This window comes from Thiovibrio sp. Mzg5 (assembly GCF_055379285.1).
This window is the reverse complement of sequence record NZ_AP022872.1, coordinates 1643333-1658326: the sequence shown is the minus strand read 5'-3', so window position 1 is coordinate 1658326 and position 14994 is coordinate 1643333. Positions and strand designations below refer to the sequence as shown.

14 protein-coding genes are annotated in these 14994 nt (G+C 58.2%); 8 read left to right on the top strand and 6 right to left on the bottom strand.

Annotation, left to right across the window (positions count from 1 at the left end):
* Window position 1 precedes the first annotated feature (1 nt).
* The 3 genes from ACZ46D_RS07450 to ACZ46D_RS07440 all read left to right on the top strand — a co-directional run bounded on the left by ACZ46D_RS07450 (window position 2) and on the right by ACZ46D_RS07440 (window position 1466).
* The gene (locus ACZ46D_RS07450; protein ID WP_464926826.1) at window positions 2–298 is read left to right on the top strand and encodes a hypothetical protein; all 297 of its coding nucleotides are present in this window, start codon (window positions 2–4) and stop codon (window positions 296–298) included.
* Window positions 295–492: a YwbE family protein gene (locus ACZ46D_RS07445; RefSeq protein WP_464926825.1), complete on the top strand. Its 198-nt coding sequence runs from the start codon at window positions 295–297 to the stop codon at window positions 490–492. Before ACZ46D_RS07450 ends, ACZ46D_RS07445 begins: the two co-directional genes overlap by 4 nt.
* A gap of 290 nt (window positions 493–782) precedes the next feature.
* Entirely contained in the window at window positions 783–1466 is a 684-nt protein-coding gene (locus tag ACZ46D_RS07440) for a spermidine synthase (RefSeq protein ID WP_464926824.1), read from the top strand.
* A gap of 33 nt (window positions 1467–1499) precedes the next feature.
* Here the strand turns inward: ACZ46D_RS07440 and ACZ46D_RS07435 are convergent, their stop codons facing one another.
* The 6 genes from ACZ46D_RS07435 to ACZ46D_RS07410 all read right to left on the bottom strand — a co-directional run bounded on the left by ACZ46D_RS07435 (window position 1500) and on the right by ACZ46D_RS07410 (window position 8921).
* A complete protein-coding gene (locus tag ACZ46D_RS07435) occupies window positions 1500–2201 on the bottom strand; it encodes a response regulator (RefSeq protein ID WP_464926823.1) in 702 nt (233 codons plus the stop codon).
* 30 nt (window positions 2202–2231) lie between these two features.
* Entirely contained in the window at window positions 2232–2915 is a 684-nt protein-coding gene (gene phoU, locus ACZ46D_RS07430; RefSeq protein WP_464926822.1) for a phosphate signaling complex protein PhoU, read from the bottom strand.
* Window positions 2916–3055: 140 nt separating this feature from the next.
* The gene (gene pstB / locus ACZ46D_RS07425) at window positions 3056–3844 is read right to left on the bottom strand and encodes a phosphate ABC transporter ATP-binding protein PstB (protein ID WP_464926821.1); all 789 of its coding nucleotides are present in this window, start codon (window positions 3842–3844) and stop codon (window positions 3056–3058) included.
* A 12-nt stretch (window positions 3845–3856) separates the two neighbouring features.
* A complete protein-coding gene (pstA, locus tag ACZ46D_RS07420; RefSeq protein ID WP_464926820.1) occupies window positions 3857–5449 on the bottom strand; it encodes a phosphate ABC transporter permease PstA in 1593 nt (530 codons plus the stop codon).
* Between the two features lie 124 nt (window positions 5450–5573).
* Window positions 5574–7796: an ABC transporter permease subunit gene (locus tag ACZ46D_RS07415; protein WP_464926819.1), complete on the bottom strand. Its 2223-nt coding sequence runs from the start codon at window positions 7794–7796 to the stop codon at window positions 5574–5576.
* Between the two features lie 132 nt (window positions 7797–7928).
* Window positions 7929–8921, bottom strand: coding sequence for a PstS family phosphate ABC transporter substrate-binding protein (locus tag ACZ46D_RS07410; RefSeq protein WP_464929265.1), 993 nt, complete (start codon window positions 8919–8921; stop codon window positions 7929–7931).
* 338 nt (window positions 8922–9259) lie between these two features.
* On the opposite strand from ACZ46D_RS07410, the gene ACZ46D_RS07405 reads away from it, so the two are divergent.
* From ACZ46D_RS07405 to ACZ46D_RS07385, 5 genes are all read left to right on the top strand, one after another.
* Window positions 9260–10570, top strand: a complete 1311-nt coding sequence (locus ACZ46D_RS07405; protein ID WP_464926818.1) for a putative porin — start codon at window positions 9260–9262, stop codon at window positions 10568–10570.
* A 250-nt stretch (window positions 10571–10820) separates the two neighbouring features.
* The gene (locus ACZ46D_RS07400) at window positions 10821–11063 is read left to right on the top strand and encodes a hypothetical protein (protein ID WP_464926817.1); all 243 of its coding nucleotides are present in this window, start codon (window positions 10821–10823) and stop codon (window positions 11061–11063) included.
* Window positions 11064–11092: 29 nt separating this feature from the next.
* On the top strand, window positions 11093–12667 hold the full coding sequence (locus ACZ46D_RS07395; protein WP_464926816.1) for a methyl-accepting chemotaxis protein: 1575 nt from the start codon (window positions 11093–11095) through the stop codon (window positions 12665–12667).
* Window positions 12664–14541 carry a bifunctional diguanylate cyclase/phosphodiesterase gene (locus ACZ46D_RS07390; protein ID WP_464926815.1) on the top strand — a complete coding sequence of 626 codons (1878 nt, stop codon included), beginning with the start codon at window positions 12664–12666 and terminating at the stop codon, window positions 14539–14541. The genes ACZ46D_RS07395 and ACZ46D_RS07390 overlap by 4 nt, the downstream gene beginning before the upstream one ends.
* Before the next feature lie 34 nt (window positions 14542–14575).
* Window positions 14576–14989, top strand: coding sequence for a response regulator transcription factor (locus ACZ46D_RS07385; RefSeq protein ID WP_464926814.1), 414 nt, complete (start codon window positions 14576–14578; stop codon window positions 14987–14989).
* Window positions 14990–14994: the final 5 nt, after the last annotated feature.

Here is a 14994-nt window from a genome sequence, read left to right as displayed (position 1 = left end):
AGTGGAAAAAACAGATTCACTCACCAACCTGCTGAAACTGAATAACCTGGAAATCTCCACGGTAAAGGCGAACAAGATCCTGGTGGCTCTTGGCCTGCTTGCAGAGAAAGAGCGGCCCAGCTCAAAATATGCCGGGAAAATGAAAAAGTACAAGGCCCTGACCGAGCAGGGGCTTGGCTACGGGATAAACGAGGAAAACCCCAGCAGCCCCGGCCAGACCACCCCCCATTATTTTGTGGATAGTTTTGCGGCGCTACTGGCGCTGATCCAAGAGGAAATCAAGCGGGGTCAGGCATGAACGGCATAAATCGCAGCGAGATCAAAGCCGGGCTGCGGGTGTGCATCGTTTTGAAAGAAGACCAACGTTCAGGCAAACTCACCGAGGGCATCGTCAAGGATATCCTGACTAAATCCCCCACCCATCCCCATGGGATCAAGGTTCGGTTGGAAGGCGGGGCCGTGGGGCGGGTTAAAGAGATTCTGTTGACCTGACCAATTTCAGTCAACTCCTTTGCCTTCATAGCAGTAAAATCCCCTTGGCCCGCAGCCGAGCACCGGAGAGGCTGCCGAAAAAGGGCTTTGCACTGTTTGTGCGAAGCGAGTTTGCAAAGCCCCGGCAGCATCGAGGAGCACAGGGCATCCCGCCCGCGGCGGGACCAGGGACACAGGGGGCCCTTTCTTTGGTTCGTTTCTTTGGGCAAGCAAAGAAATGAACAGATGAATAAAAGTTTCCTCCGGCTACCAAGATGCTTGGTAATCAGAAAAAAGAGCGGAGCATTAAAATGGCACAACCATGGCGAATAGTGGACAGTATCGACACCGACGAGGGACTCCTCGATCTGCGGCAGCGGGGCGAGACGGATTTTTTGATTACCATCGACAGCCGGGTGCTGATGAACTCTTCGGCCAACCGATCCGAAATCGTTTTGTCCGAGCTGGCCTGTGCGGACTTGAAGCAGACCAAGAAGCCCAGGGTGCTGGTGGGCGGTCTGGGCATGGGCTTTACCCTCAAGGCGGCCCTGGATAATCTTCCCCGTGATGCCGAGGTGGTGGTGGCGGAACTGAACCCGATCATGGTCACCTGGTGCCAGGGGCCCATAGCCCAGTTAACCGACGGGGCGGTGGACGACCCGCGGGTCACGGTGGTGATTTCCGATGTGGCCAAGGTTATCGCTGAGGCGGCAAACAAGGGCAAGGAGCAGCGCTTTGACGCCATAATCCTTGATCTGTACGAAGGCCCCTATGAAGGGGATCAGGGCAGGGGCGACTATCTGTACGGCAAGAAGGCGCTGGCGGCAAGCCGTAGTGCCTTGAATCCGGGGGGGGTGTTTGCCGTCTGGTCCGAAGACCCGGATGCCGCCTTTGAAAAACGGCTGCAGGCGGCTGGGTTCTCTGTGAACCGCCAACGCCCTGGTCGGGGCGGGCGCAGGCATGTGGTGTATATCGCCAGGAAAACGGACAAGTAGGAGAGGGGCGAGGGGAACCGCCGTTGTCCGAGCTTAGCCCTGCATGCGGTAGCCGATGCCGCGCACGGTTTCGATGTATTTTCCCGCCTCGCCCAGTTTTTTCCTGAGCCCAAAAACCTGCACGTCCACGGCGCGCGGGGTGATGACGTAGTCATAACCCCGGACCCCGTCGATGATCTGCTGCCGGTTGAAAACCCAGCCCGGCCGCCGGGCCAAAAGCTCCAGGATGGAAAATTCCGTCACGGTCAGGATGATGACTTCGTCTCCCACCAGCACCTCGTAGCGGTTGGGGTCGATGGTTATCCCGTGGATGGTGAGGGGGGTGTTTTTCTTGCCCTCGCTCCCATCCTCGCTCAACCCCTCCTTGCGGCGCAGGGCCGCCTTGATCCGGGAGATGAGGATCTTGGGGCTGAAGGGCTTGGTGATATAATCGTCCGCCCCGAGATCGAGGCCCGCGGCCATGTCGTTTTCCTCGCTCTTGGCGGTGAGCATGACAATGGGCAGGTTCTTGGTCTTGGGATCCTTACGCACCAGCTTGCAGATCTCGAAGCCGCTCAAGCCCGGGAGCATGAGGTCCAGGACGATCAGCTCCGGCCTTTCCCGCTTGATCTGGTTGAGCGCCTGTTCCCCGTTGTCGGCATAGAGCACGTGGAACCCGGCCTTGGCCAGGTTGTAGCCCACCAGCTGCTGGATGTTTTCATCGTCTTCCACGACAAGGATGGTTTCTCTGGCCATTCTGTTTCTCCTGAGCGGTTCCGGTAGGGCCTATCGTGCTATATGATGGCGGACAATTCTGCCCTGCGCCATATAAATAATGTCTTCGCAGATATTGGTGCAGTGGTCGGCGATGCGCTCCATGCTTCTGGCCACGCTGATCAGCTTGGCCAGATAGACCTGCTGGGCCGGATCACGCAGGATGATCTCCTCCATTTCGGTGCGGATGGACGCCTTGTCCCGGTCCACCTCGTCGTCCGTCAGGCACACCTTGTAGGCCAGGTCGGTATCCTCGTTGATAAAGGCCTCCATGGTATTCTGGAACATCCAGATGGTTTTTGCAAACATGGCGTTGAACATCTCCGGAATCTGCATCGCATCGGAGGTGAATTTGACCGGGTCGATGTCGTGGAGCAGGATGACCTTGTCCGCGATCTTGGCCGCCAGGTCGCCGATGCGTTCCAGATCGTTGTCGATCTTGAGCACCGTGACGATGAAACGCAGATCGCCGGCCACGGGCTGGTGCAGGGCCAGGAGGCGCAAGCATTCTTCTTCCACGCTGATCTCCATGTTGTCGATCTCGCCCTTGTCCGTGGCGATCACCTGGCGGGCCAGATCAGGATTTTTTCCCCACAACGCCTTGACCGAGTTCTGCATGTTTTCCTGCACTGCCGTGCCGAGATAGACGATCTGGTTTTTGAGTTTTTCTATTTCCGTCTTAATGTTGCCTGCCATGAATTTCTCCTTCACTTATTCCGTTCGGCCTGAGCTTGTCGAAGGCCTGTAGTAGCGGGAACTGCGGTTCGACAGGCTCACCGTGAACGGTAACTGTTATAATGGAATGATCTATAATAGTCTGCTTTTACCCACGCCTCTCAGCCGAAGCGGCCGGTAATATAATCCTCGGTTTCCTTCTTTTCCGGCATGGTGAACAACCTCTGGGTCGGCCCGTATTCGATCAGTTCTCCGAGGTACATGTATGCCGTGTAATCGGAGATGCGCGCCGCCTGCTGCATGTTGTGGGTGACGATGATGATGGTGTATTCCCCCCGCAGTTCGCGGATGAGATCCTCTATTCTCGCCGTGGAACGCGGGTCCAGGGCCGAGCAGGGCTCGTCCATGAGGATGATCTCCGGGCTTACGGCGATGGCCCTGGCGATGCAGAGCCGCTGCATCTGGCCGCCGGAAAGACCCATGGCCGATTGGTGCAGCCTGTCTTTGACCTCGTCCCAGAGGGCGGCTCGTTTCAGGCATTTCTCCGCAGCCTCGTCGAGCACGGTTTTGTCCTGGATGCCTGCGATCCTCAGGCCGTAGACGATGTTTTCGTAGATGGACTTGGGGAACGGGTTCCATTTCTGGAAGACCATGCCGACCTTGCGCCTCAGTTCAATCACATCGAGGCTGGGGTCGTTGATGTTTTCCCCGTTGATCTTGATGACCCCATCAAGGCGCAACCCGTCGACCAGATCATTCATCCGGTTGATGCAGCGGAGCAGGGTGGATTTGCCGCAGCCGGAAGGGCCGATCAGGGCGGTTACCTGCTGGGCGGGAATTCCGAAGGTCAGATTGTCGAGCGCCTGGCTTGCCCGATAATAGAGGTTCAATCCCTCGATCTCGACCTGCGGGTTGTCAATACGGATTATGGCGGTGTCGGTTGTTTGCATTGTTTCTCCTTATCACACATCGACCACGGAGTGGCGTTGTCGCATCTTGTTGCGCAGATAGATGGCCGTGCTGGTCATCGCCAGCACGATCAGGATCAGCAGCAGGGTGGTGACATAGACCATGGGCTTGGCCGCTTCCACATTGGGGGACTGAAAGCCGATGTCGTAGATATGAAAGCCCAGATGCATGAATTTCCGGTCCAGGTGCAGGAAGGGGAAGACCCCGTCCAGGGGCAGGGCCGGAGCCAGCTTGACTACCCCGGTGATCATCAGCGGGGCGACCTCGCCCGCAGCCCTGGCCATGGCCAGGATGAAGCCGGTGAGGATGCCCGGCGAGGCCATGGGCAGCAGGATTCGGGTCAGGGTCTGGAGCTTGGTGGCGGCCAGGGCCTGGGATCCTTCCCGGATGCCGGGGGGGATGGAGCCCAGGGCCTCTTCCGTAGCGACGATCACCACCGGCACGGTGAGCAGCCCCAGGGTAAGGCTGGTCCAGAGGATGCCGCCGGTGCCGAAGGTCGGGGCGGGCAGCCGTTCGGGGAAAAACAACTGGTCGATACCGCCGCCGATCCCGTAGACGAAAAAACCCAGGCCGAAGATGCCGTAAACGATGGAGGGGATGCCGGCCAGGTTGTTGACCGCGATGCGGACCATCTTCACCAGCCAGCCGTCCTTGGCATATTCGCGCAGATAGATGCCGGCCAGCACCCCCAGGGGAAAGGAGAGGATGCTCATGAGAAAGATCAGCATGATGGTGCCGAAGATGGCCGGGAACAAGCCGCCCTCGGTGTTTGATTCCCTGGGTTCGTCAAAGAGAAGTTCCCGCAGCCGCTCCAGGTAATAGCCGCACTTGGCGAAAAACGACATGGAGTTTGGCTGGTAGGCGCGGACGATGTTGGGCAGGGCTATGGCCTTGGTCCGGCCGTTGGCATCGGTGAAGATCGCCTGATTGGTGGCCAGGGCCGCGGATTTTTCCCCGAGGATGGAAACCAGCGCCTCGAACTCGGTCTTGAGCCCGCTTTTCTCGCCTTTGATGGCGGCAAGGGCCGGGGTGTTTTCTTCCTTGTTATAGAGGGCGGTGGCCAACCGGTGGTCGATGAGTTCCACCCTCCGGTTGAGGTTGGCTATCTTTTTGCCCAGGAGGTCAACCTCTCTTTTCCTTGAGTCGAGGGCAGCGATGGTCATGGCCAGGTTGTTTGAGCCGGAGGCGGGCGGGGCGATGCCCTTGACTTCCAGTTCGCTCAGGTATCCGTAAAAATTGCCGTATTCCTGGCGCTCAAGCACCTGGACCTCTTTTGGATAGCTGAGGCTGGTGATCTCGGAGGCGTCCACCCATTTGAAGTCGAGGCCGTAGAGGTCGCGGTTGCCGATTTTGAACTGGATCCGCTTGTGCCCGGTGGTGGGGATGGCCTCTTCCTGGACAATCTCGCCAAGCAGATGCCGGCCATCGCTCAGGGTGGCCAGGGCGACCTTTTTCGGCCAAAAGACCGCGAGGCCATTGGCCATTACCACATAGAAGAGCAGCAGGGTTAAAAACAGGATCAAGGAAAGGGCAAGGGCGGTGGCCCAGACGAAGGGCTCTCCCTGCCGCCAGAATTTTTTGGTCATGATGTTTTCTCCGAACTTATAGGACTTTGCCACGAAACCCACGAAAACCACGAAAAATTAACGGATACAATCAGGTTGAAAATCATGTTTCGTGTTTTTTTGTGGGTTTCGTGGCGAACAATTTTTAATACCGTCCATATTTCTTCCGCAATCGCTCGCGGACCAGCTCTGCCCCGGTGTTCACCAGAAAGGTCAGGGCGAAAAGCATGGAGGCGCAGAGGAACAGCACCCGGTACAGGGTGCCGCCCATGGGCGCTTCCGGAATCTCCACGGCGATGTTGGCGGACAGGGTCCGCATGCCGTTGAAGATGGACCAGTCGAGGATGGGGGTGTTGCCGGTGGCCATGAGCACGATCATGGTTTCCCCCACCGCCCGGCCGAAGCCGATCATGATCGCGGCAAAGATGCCGGGGCTGGCCGAGGGCAGCACCACCCGCCAGATGGTCTGCCAGCGGCTGGCGCCTAAGGCCAGGGAAGCGGCGGTCAGGCTGGGGGGGATGTTGGAGATGGCGTCCTCGGTGATGGAAAAGATGATGGGGATCACCGCGATGCCAAGGCCAAAGGCGATGATGATGCAGTTGCGCTGGTCATAGCGCAAGCCAAGATCGTTGTAGAGCCATTGCTTGAAATTGCCGGCAAAGAGCAAATGCTCAACAATGGGGGCGATCCCCATGGCCAGGGCCGCGGCCAGGAGGATAATCGGCGCCAGCATCAGGAACTCATGGCCGTTGCAGAAGTTTTGCAGGGTGGGCGTTTTGTAGAAAGGCTTGAGGACAGCCATGATCGTAACGAAGATCAGCGGCAGGAGCAGCACCCCCAGGATCACGGCGAGAATGGCCTTTTCCACGATGGGCGCCAGCCAGAGGGCGATGAGAAAGCCGATGACCACCGAGGGGATCGAGGCCATGATCTCCACCACCGGTTTGACGGTTTTCTTGAAGGTGGCGGTGCTGAACTGGCTGGTGTAGACCGCGCCGAAGATGGCCAGCGGCACGGCAAAGATCATGGCGTACAGGGTGCCCTTGATGGTGCCGAAGAGCAGCGGCACCAGGCTGAATTTCGGTTCAAAATCATCGGAGGCGGAGGAGGATTGCCAGACATACTCCGGCTGGTCGTAGCTTTCGTACCAGACCTTGCCGAACAGGGTTTTCAGGCTGATCTCCGGGTGGGGGGCATCGACCTTCCAGACGGTGAGATTGTTGCGCGAATCAAGGCCGATCAGGCCGTTGCCCTGGCCGGAGATGCCCGCCATGGTCAGGGAGGGCTCAAGGTCCAGCAGATGTTTTTCGCTGGTCATATGATCGAAATGGGTCTTGCCGTCGGCGCCGAGGCTGACCAGGGATTTGGAGCGGCGGGAGGGGATGATGCTTTCCACCGGGGACTGATGGCTGGTCAGGGTATGGGTTTTGCGCAGCCGCCGTACCCGCTCCGGCCCTTCCCCGGTCCAAACCTGGCTCCAGGTGGCAAGGGTGCCGGCGGCGTCGCCCACCGCCACGGAGATATCGCCGAAAACCATGGCCAGGGAGGTGATGCCCTTATTTCCCTGTACGGCCACCACGTTGTCGGTGCGCGCAGCACTCCCGTTTTCTCCCAGATCCCAGCGCAACAGGCTGCCGGTATCGGTGCCGGCAAAGAGGACAGAGCCCTTTTCGTCCAGGGTGAAGGCGGTGATTGTGCCGGGCAGCTCTTCATTGAGCAGAAAAGAAAAAGTCTCTTTCTTCTCCTCGCCCAAGATATTGGTGGTGACCACCTCGTGCTCGATCTGGAACCGGTTGTCCGCCAGGAGCGCCACCTGGGTCAGTCGCCCTTCATGGCTGCGGACCATCATGCTTTTGATCGGGGCCGGATAACGCCGGGGGGGATATTCGCCCAGCCGGGTGATCTCCGGCTGGACGGTTCGTTGGCCGGATTCGGCATAGAGCAGCCGGAAGTCAACCTGGGCGACGGTGACGCTGCTGTCCTCCCAGAGGAGGGTGAAGACGTTGTTTTTATTGCTCTCGACGGATTGGACCCTGGCTTTTTTGGGGGAGGCGGGGGCGGTGAAAAAGGTCTTGCCGGAGGCGAGGTTGTAAAAGGAAAAAAGCCCGGTATTGTCCAGGATAAAGCCCACCTCCTGGGCATCGTCCATGCCCACGGCAAGAATCGGGGCATGCCCTGGCGCAACGGCCACGCGGTGGATGACCTCCGCCCTGGCCGGCTGGAACAGCGGCAGGGTTACCCGGACGATGAGGACCAGGATGGCGATGACACTGGCGATGACCAGCAGACCGCCCACGGTGATGGCCCGGGTGGCGAACCGGTCCTGGCGACGGACTTTTTTGATGAATTGTTTGTCGAGTTTCTGCATGGTGTTCCTTGCTGTTTTGGACACTGCTGCGTAGGGCTTCTACCGGAGAAGCCCCCGGGAAGGCCGGCTTGCAGACGCTGGCCCTCCCGGGGGCCGGGAGGTGAACTTATGTCCGGCTTGAGCCGGGGAGGGTTATTTGAGCTTGGCCAGCTCTTTTTCCACCACCTTGGCAGGCAGGGGCAGGAAGCCGTCTTTTACCACGATCTCCTGGCCGGACTTGGAAAGGATGTACTTGAGGAACTCGGCGGTCTGGGCGGGCATGGGCTTATTCGGCTCCTTGGCCACATAGATGAACAGAGTTCTGGAAAGCGGGTAGCTGCCGTTCATCACGTTTTCAAAACTGGCCTCATGGGCTTTTTCCCCTTTCTTGTTGCTCAGGGCGACGGTCTTGACCCCGGAGGTCTTGTAACCGATGCCGGAGTAGCCGATGCCGTTCTTGTCCTCGGTGATCCCCATTACCACCGAAGCGGAGCCGGGCTGTTCCTTGACGGTATCCTTATAGTCACCCTTGAACAGGGCATGTTCCTTGAAGTAGCCGTAGGTGCCGGAGGCGGAATTACGGCCATAGATGCTCATGGGGGCCTGCTGCCAAGGGCCGGTAAGACCCACCTGGCCCCAGGTGGTGATTTCCTGGCTCAGGCCGCCCTTGCGGGTTTTGGAGAAGATCGCGTCAACCTCCTGCAGGCTCATCTCCTTGACCGGGTTGTCCTTGTTGACGTAAACAGCCAGGGAGTCGAGGGCAACGCTGATCTGGGTCGGGGCGTAGCCGTATTTCTTGGTGAAGGCGTCGATTTCCTCGGATTTCATCGCCCGGGACATGGGGCCGAGCTGGGCGGTGCCGGAAAGGAGGGCGGGCGGGGCGGTGCTTGAGCCCTTGCCCTCGATCTGGATGCGGACATTGGGATATTCCTTGCGGAAGCCTTCAGCCCAGTAGGTCATCAGATTGTTCAGGGTGTCCGAACCGATGCTGTCGAGGTTGCCGGATACGCCGCTCACCTTTTTGTAGACCGGAACTTTCGGGTCCACTTTAACTTCCTCGGCAAACGCGGTGGTTGCGGCGACGGCGACCAGGCAGCCTGCCAACGCAGCCTTGGTGACACTGTTCAAAAAACCTTTGCGCATCATCATGGTGTCTCTCCTTAAGTGGGGTTACAGAATGGCTTATGCCGGTGTGTGACATGCTCGGTACATCTGGACCCCACTATGGCCCCTGATTGTTAGAATTTTATTAGGGTTTCATTAGGAGATGAACAGAAGATGAACCATCCCAAAATCAAATCCTCATCTCCGTGTTCCTAACCTTCTTTTAACCGGCTTTTAATCTAAGGATGACCGCCCTCTAATATTTGCCCGGTAGTCTCTCCGTAACATTTCGGCCCAGAACCATGGTCGAACCTTTGCTTCCCGCCGTTTTCTTGGTTGGGGGCAATCTTTAATAAACCTTACGGAGAAAGGAGAAACAGATGAGAAAGGTATTATCAGCGGCAGCAACACTGGGAATTTGCCTGACCCTGCCCGCCGCGGCCTTGGCGGGAGGGGGCCTGAGCGACGAGCAGATTCTGAAGGAACTTGAGTACCTGCGCAACAAGGTTGCCTCCCAGCAGGAGCACATCGACGCCCTCGGGGCCATGGTGGATAAAAAGGTCTCGGTAAAGGTCGAGGAAGAGGTCAAGAAAAAAGGGGGCAGCGGCAGCAAGGTGGCGTTGGCCAACGAGTTTATCGATCAACTGACCTTGAAAGGCGACCTGCGGGCCCGTTACGAGCGGCAGGACAAGGAATATTATACCCAGGCCAACACCGCCGATGTGGCGCGGGACCGTTGGCGGACCCGTTTCCGGGTCGGCGGCGTCTGGGACAACAAGGGTGAGGACTGGCAGGTCGGCGCGGGCTTGGCTTCTGGCAGCGATGACCCGACCAGCACCAACGATACCTGGAGCGAGGTCAAGCCCTTTGAAACCGGCGATATCCGGCTGGACTATGCCTATGCCAAACATAAGATTCAGGATTTCAACGTGATCCTGGGCCAGCAGCTCAACCCCTACGAGACATCCTGGGTACTGTGGGACGGCGACGTGCGGCTGGCCGGTCTGACAGGTCAGTACGGCGGTAAGGAAGGGATTTTCGCCACCCTGGGCGGCTACAACGCGAAGCTGGTGAACGACGACAACTCCGCCATGCTGTACATGGGGCAGGCCGGTTACCGGGGCAAGGTTGGCGATGTGGCCTATACCGTGGCTGCCGGTTACAGCAAATATGACCAATCCTTCATCAACGACAAGGCCAATACCTCGCTCAACAATATCGACCCGGCACAGTATGCCTTGGAGATCGGCGATCTTTACGGCAAGATCTCCTTTCCGGTGGCCAGCGCCAAGCTCTCTTTGTACGGCCATATCTGGCAGAATTTTGGCGCGGACGGCGATATCGGCGAGAGCCAGGCCAAGGGTTTTCCCAAAAAACCGGGTGACGCCGACCTCGGTTGGGTGATAGGGCTCGATGCCAAGCTCGACAAGGTCCGCTTGGGCTATGCCTACTCGGTGGTGGAAGCGGATTCCATGTACGGCTATCTGGGTGATTCCGATTTCGGCGACGGTCTCGGCATGTCCAAGACCAATAAAAAAGGCCACCGGGTGCAGGCTGGGTACGATTTCACCAAGAACTGGTCCGCGGATATCACCTGGTTGAGCTATGAGCAGGAAGAGGCGTATTATTCGGCCGACAATAAGGTGGATAGTGTTGATCTCTACCAGTTTGACGTAAATTATAAATTCTAAAGGGTTTCAGCTCTTCCCTGATGCGGGCAAGGGTGTCCTGTCTTCCTCCCACCGGCAGGACACCCTTGCCCAACTCGAATGAGCAACAGGCAGTACCTCTCACTCCCTTGGCCCCCCTGTCAGAACATCGGCAGGGGGGTGTTTTTTTGAGCAGAAAAATAACCAACCCATAATCATCCCCTAACACAGGGGCGGTAGTTTGCTCCCAAAGGAAACACAATCACCACAACCGCAAAGGGAGGTTACCGCCATGTCCTGCAAACATCTTCTGCATTACAGCCACGGCACAAACATCTGGTCCGTGGCCAGCTGCTCCGCCAAGAATACGCCCTACGTCCCCAGCCTGCATGAGCTGGAAAGGTATTGCCAAAGCGGCAGACACATCGTCTGCCCCGCCTATCTTTTTTCCTTCGCGGCTGGAGGCATGGCAACGGACAGCTCTGTCCCCGCCGGGATGACGAGAATTCAGCTTGGTCAGCAGAGAAGTGCATAAGGCATTCAATCAGTAAAGGGGGATACATCGTGCGGTGGAACTTGAAAAATAAGCTTGGTTTTTTCTTTGTCTTTATCATGCTGGCCGCAGGTGTTGGGATGAGTGTGCTGTACACCATTTCCATAAACACCCAGGAGCAGCTCATTTCCGGTGCGAGCCGGGCCAACGAGAACATCCGGGTTTCCGGGGAGGATGGCATCGACAATGTGCTCCTGGTCCGGGAGCTGCAGACGGCTCTGCTGGGGCAGATGCTGCAATGGAAGAATTTTTTGGTGCGCGGCCAGTTTCAGGACATGCGGCTGAAATATGAGCAGGAGCTGGAAAAGGGGGATGTCCGGATCACCGCCATGTTGGGTGCGGCCCACCGCGCCTTTGCCCACGACGGCGCAAATCTTGAGCAGTTGCAGAAAATCGCCGCGGAATATGACGGTTTCAAAAAACAGATGGGAACAGCCCGCGGCATGATGGAGTTCCATGACAGCTATATCGAAGGAATCCGGGCCGCTGACCAGTACACCGGCGACAAGGGAACGGAAGCCATCGCCATGACCCGCAAATTGGCGGAGCAGATTGGCAAACAGACCGGAGTACGGACCGGCGAGGCCATTGCCGCGGTGGGAACCGACCATGAGGCCTTGTCCCGGAAGGCGAAAACCCTTTCTCTCCTCGCCTTCATCGGGTCCGGACTCGGCGTGTTCGGCGTTTTCCTTTTCATCCTTTTCTACCTTAGCCGCAAGGTGATGCAGCCCATGACGCAGATCAAGGAACGCTTGCAGGGGGTGGTGGAGCAGGTCTATGAGGAGTCCACCCAGTTGTCCGCCTCAAGTCTGAGCCTGGCGGAAGGGGCGGGGCGTCAGGCCGCTGGGGTGGAAGAGACCGGGGCCTCCATCGAACAGCTCCTCGGCCAGACCAACGCCAACAACGAGAGCGCTCGGCAGGCCAGCGCTCTATCCAAAGATATGCAACAGGTGGTGCAGGAAGGCGGGGCACAGATGGCGATGATGCTGCAAGCCATGCAGGAGATAGAAGGCCAGTCTGCCGAGGTGATGAAGATCATCAAGAACATCAACGCCATCGCCTTTCAGACCAACCTGCTGGCGCTCAACGCCGCGGTGGAGGCAGCCAGGGCCGGAGAGGCCGGGGCAGGTTTTGGCGTGGTTGCCGATGAAATCAGGAGACTGGCCCATAATGTGGCCACTTCTGCCAAGGAAACCTCAGATATTATTCAGAATAATATCGAGAAAGTGAAGCAGGGCAGCGTGCTGTGTGAAAGTCTGGATAAAGCGTTTGTCGAGATCCACCAGGGTATTGCCAAGGTGGATGAGGAGGTGCAGAACATCGCCCAGGCCAGCGCTGAGCAGGTTATCGGAATCCGGCAGGTGAGCGCGGCCATGGGCGAGATCGACACGGTGAGCCTGGCTGCCTCCGCCGAGGCGGAAGAGGCGGCCAGAACTGCGGCGGAATTGAGGACGCAGGCGGTGGAGCTGCGACTCATCTCGGGATCGCTGATTACTCTGATCAACGGGCAAGAGGACGCAGTGGAGGAAGGGGGCCAATGGCAGGAAGAGTCCGCACAGCTTCTTCCCCGGTTGGTGGCCGCATGAGCCAGTTAGCGGAGGTCATTATGTTGGAAAAAGAGGCAGAGCGCGTAAGGTTTCAGCCCAACAGAATTTCACGGGGAGAGATTCTGGACCTGCTTGATAACGACGGCCTCACCGCCTGGTTTCAGCCTGTGTTTTCCCGGCAGACCGGGGAGGTCTTCGGGTATGAGGCCTTGGCCAGACTGCGCGAAAAACGGACTCCTCCCCTCGATATCGGGGAGCTTTTTCAACGAGCCCAGGCCGAAGGCGTTATTTCCAGCCTTGATATGATTTGCCGGGAGCATGCCTTCTGCCGCGCGGCGGAGCTGGGCTTTGCCGAGAGGAACGCCTATCTCTATGTGAATATCTGCCCGGCTACCCTCATGCATCCCGATCACCGGGGCGGCGCCACCGACCGGCTGGCCGAGGAATGCGGCATAGCCAAGGAGCGGATCATCCTGGAGATTACCGAGCAGGAGGCAATCCGCAACTATGATCTTTTTAAAAAATCAGTGGAGTACTATCGGAAACGGGGCTACAAGATCGCCATCGATGATTTCGGCGTGGGCTACGGCGGGCTGAAGATGCTCTCGGTCATCGAGCCGGATTACCTCAAGGTGGACCGGCATTTCATCACCAACATCGACCGGGATTCCTTCAAGCATAACCTGGTGGACGCCATTGCCACGGTGTGCCACAAGCTCGGCATCACCGTGATCGCCGAGGGGATCGAGCGGCCCGAAGAGCTGGAGACCCTGGCCCGGTTCGATATCGATCTGCTCCAAGGCTACCTGCTGGAACGGCCCGGCCCGAATCTTTCCCGGCAGCGCCTCGCCCCGCTGGTGGTCCAGGAAGATGCTTCGTATTGTTCGGGCTCCCATGGAGAATCCTGTACCATCGGCGACACCGTTAAGTACATTGAGCCGCTTTCTCCCCAGCAGTCCCTGATGACCGCCCACCAGCGGTTCATGGATGACGTCAAGCTGCAGGGCATCCCGGTGGTCGATGAGCAGCGGGTGCTGGGCATGCTGAACCGGATGCATTTTCTGGAAAAACAGATGGTCGGCCCCCATGGCTATGGCTTTGCCCTTTCCGCCCACCGGGCGGTCAAAGATGTGCTGGGGGATGATTTTCTCCTGGTGGAGGCGGCCACGCCCATGGAAGAGGTGGTGCGGCGGATCAAGGCCCGCCGCGGCAGGCATCTCTACGACGATATCTGCGTGGCCCGAAACGGCAAATATCTCGGCACCGTGGCCATCAACGCCCTGCTTGAGGCCATCACCCAGAAAAGCATCCAGCTGGCCAAGGGGGCGAACCCCCTGTCCGGCCTGCCGGGCAACGAATTCATCCAGCGGACCGTGGCTACCTTTCTCCAACGCAAGGTCAATTTCGACGTCTGCTACATCGATATCGACGACTTCAAGCCCTACAACGACTATTACGGTTTTGAAAAGGGCGACCTGGTCATTCAACGGATCGGCCAACTTATCGTCGATATCGTCCAGCCCGGAGTCAACGACCGTTTCCGCTTTGTCGGACACATCGGCGGGGATGATTTCATCGTCATCACCCGGCCCCATGCCTCGCAGCAGATCTGTCGGCAGATCATCGACGGCTTGCAGAATCTGTTGCCGGAATTTCATGGCGAGCAGGAGGTGCGGGAGGGGCATTATTATGCCCGGGACCGGCAGGGAGAGCAGCGGAGGTTTGCCCTGCTGTCGCTTTCCATCGGCATCGTCAGCACCGAGGAATGCCCGGTGAATTCATACGCGGAGCTGGCCTTTCTCGCCTCCGGGGTCAAACGGGCGGCCAAGCAGGAAAAAGGCTCGGCCATTGTCCGTAACCGGCGGGAGGCTATCCGGTCGCAGGGTTCTCAGGAAGAGGGTACAGCCGCATGAGCGGCAACAACACAAGATGATGAGGTCACTCACGATGCAACACAGCGAAAGCAGGATTCAGCAGGAACCCGGCATGGTGCTTGTTGTCGAGGATGATGAGGATATCGCCCAACTGCTCTGTTATTCGTTGCGGAAAAACAGCGTGCCTGTGGCCATCGCCCATGACGGCTTGACGGCTTTTGCCCTGGTGGAGCAACTGCGGCCAGCCCTGGTGTTGCTTGATATCATGTTGCCCCGCCTAGACGGGCATGAGGTCTGCAAGTTGATCCGCTCACACCCGGACCGGGATCTGGCTGGCACCCCGGTGGTCATGCTTTCCGCGCTCGGCGCTCCGGAGGATATTGAAAAGGGGATGGGGCTCGGCGCCAACGCTTATTTTGCCAAACCCTATTCGGTGAAGGATGTGGTTTCGGCCACCATGGAGTGGCTGGGAAACGGCGAGGCATAATTGGT

Coding starts and splice junctions, on each gene's coding strand:
- ACZ46D_RS07440 (WP_464926824.1), top strand. CDS start 783: ATGGCACAACCATGGCGAATAGTGGACAGTATCGACACCGACGAGGGA.
- phoU (WP_464926822.1), bottom strand. CDS start 2,915: ATGGCAGGCAACATTAAGACGGAAATAGAAAAACTCAAAAACCAGATC.
- ACZ46D_RS07385 (WP_464926814.1), top strand. CDS start 14,576: ATGCAACACAGCGAAAGCAGGATTCAGCAGGAACCCGGCATGGTGCTT.
- ACZ46D_RS07405 (WP_464926818.1), top strand. CDS start 9,260: ATGAGAAAGGTATTATCAGCGGCAGCAACACTGGGAATTTGCCTGACC.
- pstB (WP_464926821.1), bottom strand. CDS start 3,844: ATGCAAACAACCGACACCGCCATAATCCGTATTGACAACCCGCAGGTC.
- ACZ46D_RS07410 (WP_464929265.1), bottom strand. CDS start 8,921: ATGATGCGCAAAGGTTTTTTGAACAGTGTCACCAAGGCTGCGTTGGCA.
- ACZ46D_RS07415 (WP_464926819.1), bottom strand. CDS start 7,796: ATGCAGAAACTCGACAAACAATTCATCAAAAAAGTCCGTCGCCAGGAC.
- ACZ46D_RS07390 (WP_464926815.1), top strand. CDS start 12,664: ATGAGCCAGTTAGCGGAGGTCATTATGTTGGAAAAAGAGGCAGAGCGC.
- ACZ46D_RS07435 (WP_464926823.1), bottom strand. CDS start 2,201: ATGGCCAGAGAAACCATCCTTGTCGTGGAAGACGATGAAAACATCCAG.
- pstA (WP_464926820.1), bottom strand. CDS start 5,449: ATGACCAAAAAATTCTGGCGGCAGGGAGAGCCCTTCGTCTGGGCCACC.
- ACZ46D_RS07400 (WP_464926817.1), top strand. CDS start 10,821: ATGTCCTGCAAACATCTTCTGCATTACAGCCACGGCACAAACATCTGG.
- ACZ46D_RS07445 (WP_464926825.1), top strand. CDS start 295: ATGAACGGCATAAATCGCAGCGAGATCAAAGCCGGGCTGCGGGTGTGC.